Source organism: Marinobacterium sedimentorum (genome assembly GCF_024267675.1).
GTDB classification, from domain to species: Bacteria; Pseudomonadota; Gammaproteobacteria; order Pseudomonadales; family Balneatricaceae; genus Marinobacterium_A; species Marinobacterium_A sedimentorum.
Genome location: NZ_JALDYX010000058.1, coordinates 1 through 13,817, shown reverse-complemented (window position 1 = coordinate 13,817; position 13,817 = coordinate 1). Strand labels below are relative to the sequence as shown.

General features: G+C 58.8%; 11 protein-coding genes and 1 tRNA gene. 10 read left to right on the top strand and 2 right to left on the bottom strand.

The annotated features are described in order from the left end of the window. The first annotated feature begins 561 nt into the window (after positions 1 to 561). The 3 genes from MRS74_RS22915 to MRS74_RS22905 all read left to right on the top strand — a co-directional run bounded on the left by MRS74_RS22915 (position 562) and on the right by MRS74_RS22905 (position 3,439). On the top strand, positions 562 to 2,145 hold the full coding sequence (locus MRS74_RS22915) for a BCCT family transporter (protein WP_254582607.1): 1,584 nt from the start codon (positions 562 to 564) through the stop codon (positions 2,143 to 2,145). 83 nt (positions 2,146 to 2,228) lie between these two features. After that, positions 2,229 to 2,483, top strand: coding sequence for a hypothetical protein (locus MRS74_RS22910; RefSeq protein WP_254582606.1), 255 nt, complete (start codon positions 2,229 to 2,231; stop codon positions 2,481 to 2,483). Between the two features lie 287 nt (positions 2,484 to 2,770). Further along, a complete protein-coding gene (locus MRS74_RS22905; protein ID WP_254582605.1) occupies positions 2,771 to 3,439 on the top strand; it encodes a glutathione S-transferase in 669 nt (222 codons plus the stop codon). 102 nt (positions 3,440 to 3,541) lie between these two features. Here MRS74_RS22905 and gbca read toward each other — a convergent pair whose 3' ends face one another. Then, positions 3,542 to 4,807 carry a glycine betaine monooxygenase oxygenase subunit gene (gene gbca, locus MRS74_RS22900; RefSeq protein WP_306422027.1) on the bottom strand — a complete coding sequence of 422 codons (1,266 nt, stop codon included), beginning with the start codon at positions 4,805 to 4,807 and terminating at the stop codon, positions 3,542 to 3,544. A gap of 344 nt (positions 4,808 to 5,151) precedes the next feature. Here gbca and gbcB point away from each other — a divergent pair, with 344 nt between their 5' ends. Together gbcB and MRS74_RS22890 are read left to right on the top strand one after the other, a co-directional pair. Continuing rightward, the gene (gbcB, locus tag MRS74_RS22895) at positions 5,152 to 6,279 is read left to right on the top strand and encodes a glycine betaine monooxygenase reductase subunit (RefSeq protein WP_254582604.1); all 1,128 of its coding nucleotides are present in this window, start codon (positions 5,152 to 5,154) and stop codon (positions 6,277 to 6,279) included. A 490-nt stretch (positions 6,280 to 6,769) separates the two neighbouring features. After that, complete coding sequence (locus MRS74_RS22890; RefSeq protein ID WP_254582603.1) at positions 6,770 to 7,747, top strand: calcium/sodium antiporter; 978 nt, start codon at positions 6,770 to 6,772, stop codon at positions 7,745 to 7,747. Positions 7,748 to 7,808: 61 nt separating this feature from the next. Here the strand turns inward: MRS74_RS22890 and MRS74_RS22885 are convergent, their stop codons facing one another. After that, positions 7,809 to 8,372 (bottom strand): thioredoxin family protein, encoded by a 564-nt coding sequence (locus MRS74_RS22885; protein WP_254582602.1) that lies wholly within the window; start codon positions 8,370 to 8,372, stop codon positions 7,809 to 7,811. A gap of 225 nt (positions 8,373 to 8,597) precedes the next feature. On the opposite strand from MRS74_RS22885, the gene MRS74_RS22880 reads away from it, so the two are divergent. The 5 genes from MRS74_RS22880 (at position 8,598) to MRS74_RS22860 (ending at position 13,750) form a co-directional block, all read left to right on the top strand. After that, positions 8,598 to 9,050, top strand: a complete 453-nt coding sequence (locus MRS74_RS22880; RefSeq protein WP_254582601.1) for a regulatory protein RecX — start codon at positions 8,598 to 8,600, stop codon at positions 9,048 to 9,050. Positions 9,051 to 9,235: 185 nt separating this feature from the next. Beyond that, positions 9,236 to 11,833, top strand: a complete 2,598-nt coding sequence (gene alaS / locus MRS74_RS22875; RefSeq protein ID WP_254582608.1) for an alanine--tRNA ligase — start codon at positions 9,236 to 9,238, stop codon at positions 11,831 to 11,833. A 112-nt stretch (positions 11,834 to 11,945) separates the two neighbouring features. Then, a complete protein-coding gene (locus MRS74_RS22870; RefSeq protein WP_254582600.1) occupies positions 11,946 to 13,181 on the top strand; it encodes an aspartate kinase in 1,236 nt (411 codons plus the stop codon). A gap of 229 nt (positions 13,182 to 13,410) precedes the next feature. Further along, complete coding sequence (gene csrA / locus MRS74_RS22865; RefSeq protein WP_254582599.1) at positions 13,411 to 13,602, top strand: carbon storage regulator CsrA; 192 nt, start codon at positions 13,411 to 13,413, stop codon at positions 13,600 to 13,602. Between the two features lie 59 nt (positions 13,603 to 13,661). Then, positions 13,662 to 13,750, top strand: a tRNA-Ser gene (locus tag MRS74_RS22860). Positions 13,751 to 13,817 lie beyond the last annotated feature (67 nt).

The window sequence follows — 13,817 nt, the reverse complement described above, 5'->3', positions numbered from 1 at the left end:
GATGCAAGTTGCCGCTCATTCACCTGTATAAAAATCGTTCATGCGTTTGCCCTGGCGGGACGACCTGTTTCATCGCCAGGTTAATAGTGCCATCCCGGGGCGCCGTGTCGAATCAAAATCCGCTGCCTGGACCTGTGCTCGAGACCTTCGTTGCCTGCAGCAGGTGCCTGTTGATCCCGTCAGGACCGCAAGCTGATACCCGAACTGAAGCGCAGCGGCATCTCAACTTGCCGGGTTAGGGGCAGCCGGGCAGGGACGCCGTTTGCCCAGAGGTGAATAATGCCACTGAATGGACCGAAAAGGGTGTTGTGTCTGACGGCAAGGATGACGCTTACAGGTTTCCGAAATCGCCATGGGGGGGTATTGGCAATGCTGATGTCGCTATCAGAACGCAGGCGTCGGCGCTTGTTTGTACTATGGGGTCACCATTGTGCCAGCTGAGTTCTGCGGGAGGTTTGCTTTAGTCTCTTTTGGAGGGTAATGAGTTTCGCAGAGATTATGTCGCGAAATATAACAATAACGACAAAATGAAATCGAGCCCACACGGGTGAGGAGTGTTGAATGAACGCGGGTTTAAAAACCGACAATTCTATCGCAGAAAATGAGTACGATACTGACTATAAACTGGGCCAGGACAACGTACAGATTATGGGGATGGATTTCCATAACCCCGTATTTGGCGTGAGTGCAGGCCTTATTCTGCTGTTTATCGTAGGTACCTTGCTGTTTCCTGCCGAAGCCAAGATGGTGCTGACCGGCGCACGGGGCTGGTCTATCGATAATTTCGACTGGCTGTTCATGATCGGCGGTAACCTTTTTGTGCTTTTCTGCCTGGCGCTGATCGTGCTGCCAGTGGGTAAGGTTCGTTTGGGCGGTGCCCAGGCCAAGCCTGAGTTTTCGACCATGTCCTGGTTCTCCATGCTGTTTGCCGCTGGTATGGGCATCGGTCTGATGTTCTGGAGTGTGGCGGAGCCTGTGGCCTACTACACAGACTGGTACGGCACGCCGCTGAACGTGGCGCCCAGAACCGCAGAAGGTGCGGACCTGGCGCTGGGTGCAACCATGTATCACTGGGGTCTGCATCCCTGGGCGATCTATGGTGTTGTCGCCCTGGCACTGGCCTTCTTTTGCTACAACAAGGGCCTGCCGATGACCATCCGCTCCGCCTTCTACCCGCTGCTGGGAGAGAAGTGCTGGGGACCTATCGGTAATGTGATCGACATTCTGGCGGTGCTGGCGACCATCTTCGGTCTGGCAACATCCCTGGGGCTGGGCGCTCAGCAGGCGTCCGGTGGTCTGAACTACCTGTTTGGCATCGAAAACAGCCTGACCACCCAGATCGTGGTGATCGTCTGTGTTACCGCCGTGGCGCTGTTGTCCGTTGCCAGGGGGCTGGATGGCGGCGTGAAGCTGCTGAGTAATATCAACATGGTGATTGCGGCCAGCCTGGTTGCGCTGGTCATCGTCGTGGGTCCGACGCTGGAAGTGTTTCGCTCGGTAGGGAACATCCTGGGTAGCTATGTCGAAAACATCATCCCGCTGAGTAACTGGATTGGCCGTGAGGACACTACCTGGTTCCATGGCTGGACCGTGTTCTACTGGGCCTGGTGGGTGTCCTGGTCGCCGTTCGTGGGCATGTTTATCGCCCGCGTATCCCGTGGCCGTACCGTGCGCGAGTTCCTGACCGCCGTATTGCTGGTGCCGACCCTGGTGACGGCACTCTGGATGGGCGCCTTTGGTGGCATCGCGATCGAGCAGGCGCAAGCCGGTGTCGGTGAGCTGGCCAATGGCATCGGTGATGTCTCCCTGGCGATGTTCCAGATGTTCGAGAATATGCCGCTGACTATGGTGATGTCCTCTATTGCCGTGCTGCTGGTGCTGGTGTTCTTCATCACCTCGGCCGACTCCGGTTCCCTGGTGATCGACAGCATTACCTCCGGCGGCAAAACCGATGCACCCATGATCCAGCGGCTGTTCTGGGCCTCCCTGGTGGGCATCATTGCCGCAGTACTGCTGGTGGGTGGCGGCTCCGAAGCCCTGACCGCACTGCAGGCGGCGGCTATCACCACCGGCCTGCCGTTCACGGTGGTCTTGATGCTGATGTGCCTGAGCCTTTATAAAGGTTTGAAGACTGAAGTTTACTAAGCTGAAAGCCGGCGCATGCCGCCGGCCGCTGGCAAGGGTGGCAGGATGCCCGTTCAATTGCCCGCCATAGGGAGGATGCAGAGATGATGTATACCGATCTGATCGATCAGGATGATTTTCGTGAGCGCCTGGTGCGGCTGGGGATTCCCGTCGACCAGAATGTGGATGCCGAGCATTGCTGTCGCCAGTTACTCAACTGGCTGGCGCAGCCGCAGGGGGCTGCGAGCCTGGCCCAGGCCAAGGCGCTGGTACATGAGCTGCGTCAACAGCGGGAAATAATGCTGCCTGACGTCGCCCGTGCCATTGATCAGTATCTGGTGCCTGTGCTGGGGCGTTAACGCGTTACCCCGCAGGCGCTCAATCTTGATACCCAACCCAACCCAACCCAACCCAACCCAACCCAACCCAACCCAACCCAACCCAACCCGGACAGGTTCGCGCCTGTCCGGGTTTTTCACGTCTGGGCTCGCGCAGAAGGCCGTTTGCGACTTTCTCTAACTTATCGGCGATAAGCAGCAGATCAGCTGGCGGCATCGCCTCGCGATCTCGAATCCGGGCGCCTGGTTGCACTCTGCGCGCTATTGCCGTGCAATAGCCGGATTAACCACCCAGACCGAGGCCTGCTGTGTCGCTACCTATCCTGTATTCCTTTCGGCGTTGCCCCTATGCGATACGTGCCCGGCTGGCGCTGGCCCGTGCCGGTATTCGCTGTGAGCTGAGGGAAGTGGTGCTGCGGGACAAGCCTTCGCAGATGCTGGCAATCTCGGCCAAGGGCACGGTACCGGTGTTGCAGGTGCCGGCCGATAGTGGCTATCCCGAGGCGGGGCAGGTGATTGCCGAAAGTATCGACATCATGCGCTGGGCCTTGCAGCAGCAGGACCCCGGGCACTGGTTGTCGGGGGCAGATGCAAAGGCTGGTGCAGAGCTGATCAGTCGCAACGATGGCGAGTTCAAGTGGGCGCTGGATCGCTACAAGTACGCGGATCGCTATCCGCAGCACAGCGCCGAGGAATACAGGGGCATGGCCGAGCCCTTCCTGCAAACGCTGGAACAGGGGCTGCAGCAGGGCGCGGGTTTGCTGTCACCCGGCTACTCGCTGGCCGATGCGGCCATATTCCCCTTTATTCGCCAGTTTGCCCTGGTCGACCCGGTCCGGTTTGAGGCCAGCGACTACACTGCGTTGAAACAGTGGCTGAGCGACTGGCTGGCGTCGGATCTGTTTATCGGCGTGATGTGCAAATATCCGCCCTGGCAACATGGAGACGCAGTCACGCTGTTCCCTGAAGCCTCTTAAGCTTTCAGTAAAACCAACAAAGGCCAGCATCAGATGCTGGCCTTCTTTGGTTAAGCGATAGCAGAGCTTTACCGCAAGCGGATTGCTCCTGTTCGCAGCGAATTACTTCTGCAGATTTTCCTGCATCTTGTCGCTGTACCAGTCCAGGAAGTTGATCACGCCGAACTCGTAGGTTTCGGAGTAGGGGCCCGGCTGGTAGGCCAGGGAGTTGATGCCGCGCTGGTTCTCTTCACCCAGCTGGCGGTCCTGGTCGTTGGTGGCATCCCAGACCTGGCGCAGCTTGGCGACGTCATAGTCAACGCCTTCGACGGCATCCTTGTGCACGAACCACTTGGTGGTCACCAGGGATTCCTGGGCCGAGATCGGCAGCACGCGGAAGACGACGAAATGGTCGCTCTGCATGTGGTTCCAGGAGTTCGGCAGGTGCAGGATGCGCATCGAGCCCAGGTGGCGGTTCTTGATGCGGCCCATCAGCTTGTTGCAGCCGCTGCTGCCATCGATGGTCATGACCTCGGTGCCTTCCTTCAGCGGCATGCGCACGATACGGTTGCGCACGCCAAAGCTCTGGTGTTCGTGCGGAATGCCCTCAGCGTCCCACTCGGCAGCCTGGCGTTTGTACTGGGCCAGGAACTCCTCGGATGCGCGCGGGTCTTCAGTGTCGTCCCACTCAAGCAGGCTGTTCAGCAGTTCCGGGTGGTTGCCGGCGCAGTGGTAACACTCGCGGTTGTTCTCGATCACCAGCTTCCAGTTGGCCTGTTCGTACATGTTGGACTCCACCGCCAGCTTGGTGTTTTCCACATCGTACGGCTCCATGTACTCTTCGAGGGTCGCCAGGAAATCGTCGAAATCACCTTGCGGCACGTCTTTGCCCAGGCAGACGAAGATGAAGCCCCCGGCGGTCTTGCAGTGGGCTTTTTTCAGACCGTGTTCGGACTTGTCAAAGGTGGTGCCCATGTCGCTGCCGGCGAACAGCAGGTTGCCTTTGAGGTCGTAGGTCCACTGGTGATAGGGGCACACCAAGTTGGCGACCTTGCCGCGGTGCTCGGAGCACAGGCGCGAGCCGCGGTGGCGGCAGGTGTTGTGGAAGGCATTGACGGAGCCGTCGGCATCGCGTACCACCAGTACCGGGTTCTGGCCGATCTCGACGGTGATGTAGTCGCCCTTCTTCGGCACTTCGCTGGTCATGCCGACGAACAACCATTCCTTCTGGAAAATTTCTTCCATATCGATACGGAACATGTGCGGATCGTTGTACAGCTCACGCGGCAGGGAATAGTTTCGCTGGCGGGTTTTGAGCAGGCGCTCCATCTCCACGCGCGCAGTATCGACGTTGGCGTAGGTGATGTTAAGCAAGTCGTTCTGGTTCATTTCGTGCTCATCCTCATTCACCGGTGACGGCCGCTCGGGGCCATCCTGTGAGAACCTGGTTTTTGTGTGTTAAGACGCCGCCCCAACCGTCAGCGTTGTCCCTGAAATGGGCCATGAATACAGGCATCCATGGGAAGCATAGTGCGCCTTGAACGGTTTAGGTATTTACCTGTTTACGACACATGTTCGCTGTCTTTTCGACGTCCCGGCAGGTGCGGGCCCCCGTGGTGGTGGGTTCAGGACAATTTTTGTCGCAAACAGCTAAATGGCTGGGCCCGGACGGGATGACAATGACGCCATAACCAGTACCCAGCCGGGTCTGCCGACAATACGAGAGAAACCGCATGAACGATCTTAACCCCAGCATGTTAAATACCGATGCGCTGAATCCGGTTACGACCCAGACCTGGGTCAATGGTCGCCACCTGGTGCGCTGTGTCAATGCGATTCGTGAAACCCCGGATGTACTGACCTTCTGCTTTCAGGCGGAACAGCCTGTCATGTTCTTTTTCAAGCCGGGACAGTTCGTGACCCTGGAACTGGAGATCAATGGCGAGCAGATTTTCCGTTCCTATACCATTTCCAGCTCACCGTCGATGCCCTACAGCTTCTCCATTACCGTCAAACGGGTGCCGGGCGGGGTGGTCTCCAACTGGCTGCACGACAACATGGCGGTAGGTGGGGAACTGGCGGTGCATGGTCCGGTGGGGCAGTTCAACTGCATGGATTTCCCCAGCGACAAGGTACTGCTGCTGTCCGGCGGTGTCGGTATTACGCCGGTTATGTCCATGGCGCGCTGGTATTTCGATACCAGTGCCGATGTCGACATGGTGTTTGTTCACAGCGCGCGTACACCGCGGGATATCATCTACCAGCGCGAGCTGGAAAACATGGCGGCTCGCATCGGCAATTTCAGGCTGAACCTGATCTGTGAAAAGCAGGAGTCGGGCCAGAGCTGGGGTGGCTATCGCGGTTTCTTCAACCACGCCATGCTGGACATGATGGCGCCTGACTTCATGGAGCGCGAAATTTTCTGTTGCGGCCCCACGCCCTATATGCGTGCCGTGAAGAACATGCTGGAAAACCTCGGTTTCGACATGAAGCGTTACCACGAGGAGTCCTTCGGCGCGACCCCGGTCGAAGTGCAGGAAGGCGTCGAAGAATTTGCCGAGCAGGCGCAGGAGGATGCCGATGCCATCATGGCGTCGGACATGTTGCGCGTCGACTTCTCCAACACCGGCAAGAGTGTGCAGATCGTGCCGGGGGAAACCGTGCATGCGGCCGCGGCCAAGCTCGGGCTGCACATTCCCAAGGCCTGCGGCATGGGTATCTGCGGAACCTGCAAGGTCATGAAGGTATCGGGCGATGTGGAGATGTCCCACAACGGCGGCATTACCGACGAGGACGTCGCCGAAGGTTATATCCTGTCCTGCTGCAGCGTGCCCCAGGGCGACGTGGTGGTGGAATACTGATAACGCCTCTTCATCATCTGCTTTAGAGACAACAGGGCCCCTCAGGGGCCCTGTTGTCGTTTTCGGGCCTGTCTTTTTTGGCTATCGTTTTTGAACTGACGTTTGAGAAGGTCGCGTGCGGTCGATTCATTTATGGCCCCGACTCTGCTATTCTCCCGCCCACTTAGGGGAGTAGTCTCCTGGCCCTGGCAGCCCGTCGGACTCACCACTGATCTACGATCGGCCAAGCCCGACACGCTGCCAGCCAGGATGGTCGTCAACAATCTCCGGGTCCTCATGACCTGTGGCGATCATGTCCGAATTCGGGCTGATGAGACCTGAGATAGATCAAAAGCACCGGGGCCGGCTCTTTTGGTGTGTCTCTGTGTCCAGCGCCGGCCCCCGACAGTCATGCCATGAATCATTACTATCAGCTCCTGACACCCGCTGTGCGCCAGATCTGTGCGCCCGTTATCGCCTTTGTTGTGCCTCGTAGTCTGGAGGCCGGACTATGATGCTGCCGATTCTTGCGGTCATTCTGGGCCTGGTGCTGCTGGTCTGGAGTGCCGATCGTTTCGTCGATGGCGCCGCCGCAACCGCGGGCCACGCCGGTATGCCGCCGCTGCTGATCGGTATGGTGGTCATAGGTTTTGGTACCTCGGCACCGGAAATGGTGGTGTCTGCGCTGGCCGCGATGGAGGGGAACCCTGGCCTTGCGCTGGGTAACGCCTACGGTTCCAACATTACCAACATCGCCCTGATTCTGGGTCTGGTGGCGGTGTTCAGCCCGATCGCGGTGCAGTCGCAGATTCTGCGCAAGGAGCTGCCAATACTGGCGGTAGTCACTCTGCTCAGCGGCCTGCTGCTGATCAACGGTCAGCTCAACCGCATGGATGCGCTGATTCTGCTGCTGGCCTTCGTTGTCATCATGGGTTGGTCGATTTTTCAGGGCATGCGCCAGCGTGGCGATGCCCTGGGCACAGACATGGATGCGGAAATGGATGTTAAGGCCATGCCGCTGAAAAGTGCCATTATCTGGTTGCTGATCGGCTTGGTGCTGCTGATTGTCAGCTCCAGGGTGCTGGTGTGGGGCGCGGTCTCTATTGCGCAGTCGCTGGGCGTAAGTGATCTGATCATCGGTCTGACCGTCGTGGCCATCGGCACTTCGCTGCCAGAACTGGCCTCGTCCATTGCCGCCATGCGCAAGGGCGAGCATGATCTTGCGCTGGGCAACGTGATTGGCTCCAACCTGTTCAACACCCTGGCTGTGGTCGGTATCGCTGCGGCGATTCATCCGCTGGAAGTGGAGTCTGTGGTGCTGTACCGCGACTGGGGTCTGACCATGGGGCTGACGCTGGCGCTCTTCCTGATGGGGTACCGCTTTGGCAAGAAGCAGGGGCGTATCAATCGCTATGAAGGCGGGGTGCTGCTGGCGGCCTATCTGATCTACACCGGCTATCTGGTATCGACCATAGTGGCGGCTGCCTGATTCCTGTACTCGGACGGGCTGATTTTAACGGCTGAGCGGGAAGGCGTTGAACCGGTGCTGATCAGGTGCCGGTTTTCCACTTTATGTTGCAGCCGACGCTTGGTGTCTGATTCGGGTCTATCGGATCACCTGTGAGTAGCGCATCGCAGGCGCGGCGCAGGTCGTTGCCAGTGACTTCAATACCGTTGTCGAGGCGTGATGCATCGAACTGGCCCCGATAGACGCATTTCAGCTGGCCGTCGAACAGAAACAGGTCCGGTGTGCAGGCGGCGTCATAGGCTCTGGCGACCTCCTGAGTTTCGTCATAGAGGTAGGGAAACGGATAACCCTTGGCCGACGCGCGATCCTGCATCCGCAAGGGCCCGTCCTCGTGCGAGCTTTCCACATCGTTGGCCGAGATGGCCACCACTGCAATGCCTCGGGCCTGGTAGTCCCAGGCCAGCTCAATCAGTTCATCTTCGATATGGTGTACATAGGGGCAGTGGTTGCAGATAAAGGCGATCAGGACTCCCTGTGCGCCGGCGCAATCCTGCAGCGTGGCCTGCTGGCCGCTGCGCACATCCAACAGGTTGAAATCCGGTGCAGGCGTGCCCAGAGGCATCATGGTGGAGGCGGTGAGGCTCATTGCGATCTCCGGCACGTCAGTTAGGGCGCAGAAGCAATAATAGTAGCAGCAGATGCCTGGCCAGGGGGTGCCCGCTGGTACTGATGGAATTGAGGTTCTACCATGGAGCCCTGAACGAGGGCGTTGGCCCGGCCTAGGCGGCGGGGTGATGCGTCGGGTGGCGGGGTGGAATGGGGACGCGAAACGCAGAGGTGAATTTTGCGCGCTGACAAGGCGAACACAAAGATGCTCGAGACTCTGGGCGAGGTAAAGGGAGCCGCGGTGCGGCTGCTGGCGCGGCGCGAACACAGCCGCACAGAGCTGGAGCAGAAAATCGGCGCTCGAGCAGAGCCCGGGTTGCTGACCGAGGCACTGGATGCGCTGGAGGCGGATGGCTACCTGAGCGATGCGCGTTTTGCCGCGGTCTATCTGCGCAGCAAGGCGGCGCAGGGGTTCGGCCCCATGCGTATCCGCGGCGACATGGGGCGCAAGGGCATAGGCGCCGAGCTCTGGCAGCAAAGCCTGGAAGAGGAGGGGATCGACTGGTTCGAGCAGGCGCGTGATCTGGCCCGGCGACGTTTTGGCGCTGTAACGCAGGAGGATCGCAAGCACTACGCCAAGTGCATGCGCTATCTGCTGGGGCGTGGATACAATCTGGATCAGGCGCGCCATGCGCTGCAGCCGGCCGATGACGAATAGCGCGGGGCCAGGGAGCGCGGAGCACGGGGCTTTTCGGAAAAAGTTCGTACAATTTTCACTCACGTTATATACTGCTTCGCCATTTTTGCGTGGTATTTTGATCGGGTTTTGAACCGAAAATACAGCGCCACGTTGATTCCCGTTGAGCAACCAACCATCTGTAGCGGTTCGTGCTAATGAAATACATGACGAGTGCCGAAATTCGCCAGGCCTTCCTGGATTACTTCAATCAGCAGGGGCATGAAATTGTCTCCACCAGTTCGCTGATTCCCGCCAATGACCCGACCCTGCTGTTCACCAACGCGGGCATGGTGCAGTTCAAGGATGTATTCCTTGGCAGCGACAAGCGCAGCTACAGCCGTGCCACGACGTCGCAGCGCTGCGTGCGTGCCGGAGGCAAGCACAATGACCTCGAGAACGTGGGGTATACCGCGCGGCATCACACCTTCTTCGAAATGCTGGGCAACTTCAGTTTCGGCGACTATTTCAAGCGCGAGGCCATAGGTTTTGCCTGGACGCTGCTGACCGAAGTCTTCGGCCTGCCCAAGGAACGTCTGTGGGTGACTGTGCACCACAGCGATGATGAAGCCGAGCGCATCTGGAAAGACGAGATCGGTATTGATCCCGAGCGTTTCTCCAAGCTGGATGAAGATAACTTCTGGGCCATGGGCGATACCGGCCCCTGCGGTCCCTGCACCGAGATTTTCTTCGATCACGGCGCCGATGTAGCCGGTGGCCCGCCGGGTAGCCCGGATGAAGACGGCGACCGCTATATCGAGATCTGGAACGTGGTCTTCATGCAGTACAACCGTTCTGCCGATGGCGCCATGGTGCCGCTGCCACGCCCGTCGGTGGACACCGGCATGGGCCTGGAGCGTATCGCCGCGGTACTGCAGGGCGTGCACAGCAACTACGAAATCGACCTGTTCCAGAACCTGCTCAAGGCCGCCGCCAAGGCGGTGGGCAGCGATGATTTGATGCACAAGTCACTGCGCGTGATTGCCGATCATATTCGCTCCTGTTCCTTCCTGATTACCGATGGCGTGCTGCCCTCCAATGAAGGCCGTGGCTATGTGCTGCGTCGTATCATTCGTCGCGCTATCCGCCACGGTAACAAGCTGGGCGCAACCGAACCCTTCTTCCACACCCTGGTGGCGGCGCTGGTGGCCGAGATGGGCGCAGCCTATCCGGAGCTGGTGGCGCAGCAGGATCAGGTCGAGCGTGTGCTGCTCAAGGAAGAACAGCAGTTTGCCCGCACCCTGGATAACGGCATGCGTCTGCTGCAGCAGGCGATCGATGATCTCGACGGCAGCGTGATTCCGGGCGAAACCCTGTTCCGCCTGTACGACACCTTCGGATTCCCGGTGGATCTGACCGCCGACGTTGCCCGTGAGTCGGGCCTGAGCGTCGACATGCAGGGTTTTGAAGCCGCCATGGCAGAGCAGCGCGAACGCGCCCGTGCCACCGGTTCCTTCTCTGTGGATTACAACGACAAGCTGGATCTGGATGGCGAGACCGCCTTCAGTGGCTACAGCGCCCTGCAGGACAGCTCTAAAGTTGTGGCGCTGTTTCGCGCAGGCGAAGCCGTGCAACAGCTGTCGGCGGGCGAATCCGGCGTCGTGGTGCTGCAAAATACCTCCTTCTACGCCGAGTCCGGCGGTCAGGCGGGTGATCGCGGCGCGCTGCGCTGGGATCGTGGCCTGTTCGATGTGATCGACTGCAGCAAGGAAGGCAAGAATCACCTGCACCAGGGGCAGGTCAGCGAAGGCGTGCTGGCGCTCGGCGATACGGTTACCACTGAAGTGGATGCGGCCAACCGTCAGGCGACGGCGCTGAACCATTCAGGTACCCATTTGCTGCACGAAGCCCTGCGTCGCGTACTGGGCGAGCACGTGCTGCAGAAGGGCTCGCTGGTCAATGCCGAGCGCCTGCGCTTTGACTTTGCCCACTTTGAGGCCATGACGCCTGAGCAGCTCAAGACCGTGGAAGACATGGTCAACGACCAGATTCGTGCCAACAGTGGTGTCAGTACTGAAATCATGGATATAGATGCGGCCAAGGCTCTGGGCGCCATGGCGCTGTTCGGCGAGAAGTACGACGAGAAGGTACGGGTGCTGAGCATGGGCACTGAAGGCTTCTCCACCGAGCTGTGCGGCGGCACCCATGTGCAGCGTACCGGTGATATCGGTCTGCTGAAAATCGTGGCCGAAAGCGGTATCGCCTCGGGCGTGCGCCGTATCGAAGCCGTGACCGGCGCCGGCGCTCTGGCCTGGGTCGAGTCGCTGGATGCGACCTGCAGCACCATCGCCAGCCTGACCAAGGGCGGGCGCGACAACCTGAGCGACAAGGTTCGCGGTCTGGTGGATCGCAACCGTACGCTGGAAAAGGAACTGGAGCAGCTCAAGGGCAAACTGGCCAGCCTGCAGGGCGGCGAGCTGCTCGGCAAGGCGATCGAGATCAAGGGCGTTAAGGTGCTGGTAGAGCAGCTTAGCGGCATTGAGCCCAAGGCGTTGCGCGACACCCTGGATCAGCTGAAAAACAAACTGGGTAGCGGTGTTGTGGTACTGGCCGTGACTCAGGATGACAAGGTCAGCCTGGTGGCCGGTGTCACCAAGGATCTGACCGGGCGCGTCAAGGCCGGTGACCTGATTCGTGATCTGTCCGCCAGGGTCGGCGGCAAGGGCGGTGGTCGCCCGGATATGGCCCAGGGTGGGGGTAACGATGTGGCAGCACTGCCGGCGGCTCTGGCCTCGGTAGCGGCATTGCTGGAATCCACGCTTTAAAGGTAGCAGGCCGGCCGCGAGCAGCATCACCCGCTGATGCTTCTCGTGCGCTGCCTTGTAATTACTAGACATTAGGGGCCGCCGTGCTGGCGGTGAAAGGATCAGACAGAAGATGGCTCTATTCGTACAGAAATACGGCGGGACGTCCGTGGGTACTGTAGAACGAATCGAAGCGGTGGCGGACAAGGTAAAGCGCTTTCGCGACGAGGGACACGACCTGGTAGTTGTATTGTCCGCGATGAGTGGCGAGACCAATCGCCTGATCGGGCTGGCCAAGGCCATCCAGGACGAGCCCTGCCCGCGGGAAATGGACGTTCTGGTGTCCACCGGTGAGCAGGTGACCATTGCACTGCTGTGCATGGCGCTGGAAAAGCGCGGTGTCAGCGCACGTTCCTATACCGGTGGTCAGGTACGCATCCTGACGGACAGCGCCCATACCAAGGCCCGTATTCAGGATATTGAAGTCGACGGCATGCGGGCAGATTTGTCTGCCGGTCGGGTTGTGGTTGTCGCCGGCTTCCAGGGTATGGATACCGACGGCAACATTACCACCCTGGGGCGTGGCGGTTCGGATACCACCGGTGTGGCTCTGGCCGCGGCGCTCAAGGCCGATGAATGCCAGATCTATACTGATGTGGATGGCGTCTACACCACCGATCCCCGGGTGGTTGAGGGTGCGACCCGTCTGGACAAGATTACCTTTGAAGAAATGCTGGAAATGGCCAGCCTGGGCTCAAAGATACTGCAGATTCGATCGGTCGAATTCGCCGGCAAGTACAAAGTGCCGTTGCGTGTGCTGTCCAGTTTTGTGGATGGCCCGGGCACGCTGATTACCATAGAGGATGAGGATACAGTGGAAAAACCAGTTATCTCCGGTATCGCTTTCAACCGCGACGAAGCCAAACTGACCGTGATCGGCGTGCCTGATATTCCGGGCGTGGCGTCACGTATTCTGGGGCCTATCAGTCGCGCCAATATTGAAGTGGACATGATCGTGCAGAACGTGGCCGCCGACAAGACGACTGACTTCACCTTCACGGTACACCGCAATGACTTCGCCAAGGCCGAGGCTATCTTGCGTCAGGTCTGTGCGGAGCTTGGTGCCCGTGATGTGGCCGGCAACAACAAGATTGCCAAGGTATCCATCGTCGGCGTGGGCATGCGTTCGCACGCGGGTGTGGCGACCAAGATGTTCGATGCCCTGGCGCAGGACAACATCAACATTCAGATGATATCGACCTCTGAAATCAAGGTATCTGTGGTGATCGCAGAAAAATATCTGGAGCTGGCCGTGCGCGGACTGCATTCTGCCTTCGAGCTGGACAAGGCTGATACGGTTAGCGAATAGTGGCTTTGTTGAACTAGGCTATAGTTAATTCGGTCTATGCTGAACCCGGTTATTGCATCAGTTTACAGGGACTTACTGTACTATCTGCGGCTGCGGTAATCGGGTTGGGCACCGCCTGTAAAGCTGTGGCTCGACGGGAATAAGGGAATAACGGGCGGTTGCGCCAGAAAGCTGGCTGATGCTCCCACCGGCCTGCAGTATTCTAGGAAAGCTTAAGGAGATCCAATCGATGTTGATTCTTACCCGCCGCGTGGGCGAAACACTGATGATAGGCGATGATGTCACCGTTACCGTGCTCGGCGTTAAAGGTAACCAGGTACGCATCGGAGTCAATGCACCTAAGGATATTTCTGTTCATCGTGAAGAGATTTATCAGCGTATTCAGCGCGAAAAATCCGACGATCACGAAGATCAGGAATAAAAGTTTAAAAACCCCTTTTCTTTTGAAAATCAATCTCGTATAGTACGCCCCGTTGTCGCGGTGAGATGGCCGAGTGGCTGAAGGCGCACCCCTGCTAAGGGTGTATATCTCTTGGGTATCGAGGGTTCGAATCCCTCTCTCACCGCCATTTTTCAGGTAGGCGCCCGTAGCTCAGCTGGATAGAGTACCTGGCTACGAACCAGGCGGTCGCACGT

Bases quoted from the DNA above. Each gene is read 5' to 3' on its own strand.
- MRS74_RS22915 (WP_254582607.1), top strand. From the start codon at position 562: ATGAACGCGGGTTTAAAAACCGACAATTCTATCGCAGAAAATGAGTAC.
- MRS74_RS22910 (WP_254582606.1), top strand. From the start codon at position 2,229: ATGATGTATACCGATCTGATCGATCAGGATGATTTTCGTGAGCGCCTG.
- gbca (WP_306422027.1), bottom strand. From the start codon at position 4,807: ATGAACCAGAACGACTTGCTTAACATCACCTACGCCAACGTCGATACT.
- gbcB (WP_254582604.1), top strand. From the start codon at position 5,152: ATGAACGATCTTAACCCCAGCATGTTAAATACCGATGCGCTGAATCCG.
- MRS74_RS22890 (WP_254582603.1), top strand. From the start codon at position 6,770: ATGATGCTGCCGATTCTTGCGGTCATTCTGGGCCTGGTGCTGCTGGTC.
- MRS74_RS22885 (WP_254582602.1), bottom strand. From the start codon at position 8,372: ATGAGCCTCACCGCCTCCACCATGATGCCTCTGGGCACGCCTGCACCG.
- MRS74_RS22880 (WP_254582601.1), top strand. From the start codon at position 8,598: ATGCTCGAGACTCTGGGCGAGGTAAAGGGAGCCGCGGTGCGGCTGCTG.
- alaS (WP_254582608.1), top strand. From the start codon at position 9,236: ATGACGAGTGCCGAAATTCGCCAGGCCTTCCTGGATTACTTCAATCAG.
- MRS74_RS22870 (WP_254582600.1), top strand. From the start codon at position 11,946: ATGGCTCTATTCGTACAGAAATACGGCGGGACGTCCGTGGGTACTGTA.
- csrA (WP_254582599.1), top strand. From the start codon at position 13,411: ATGTTGATTCTTACCCGCCGCGTGGGCGAAACACTGATGATAGGCGAT.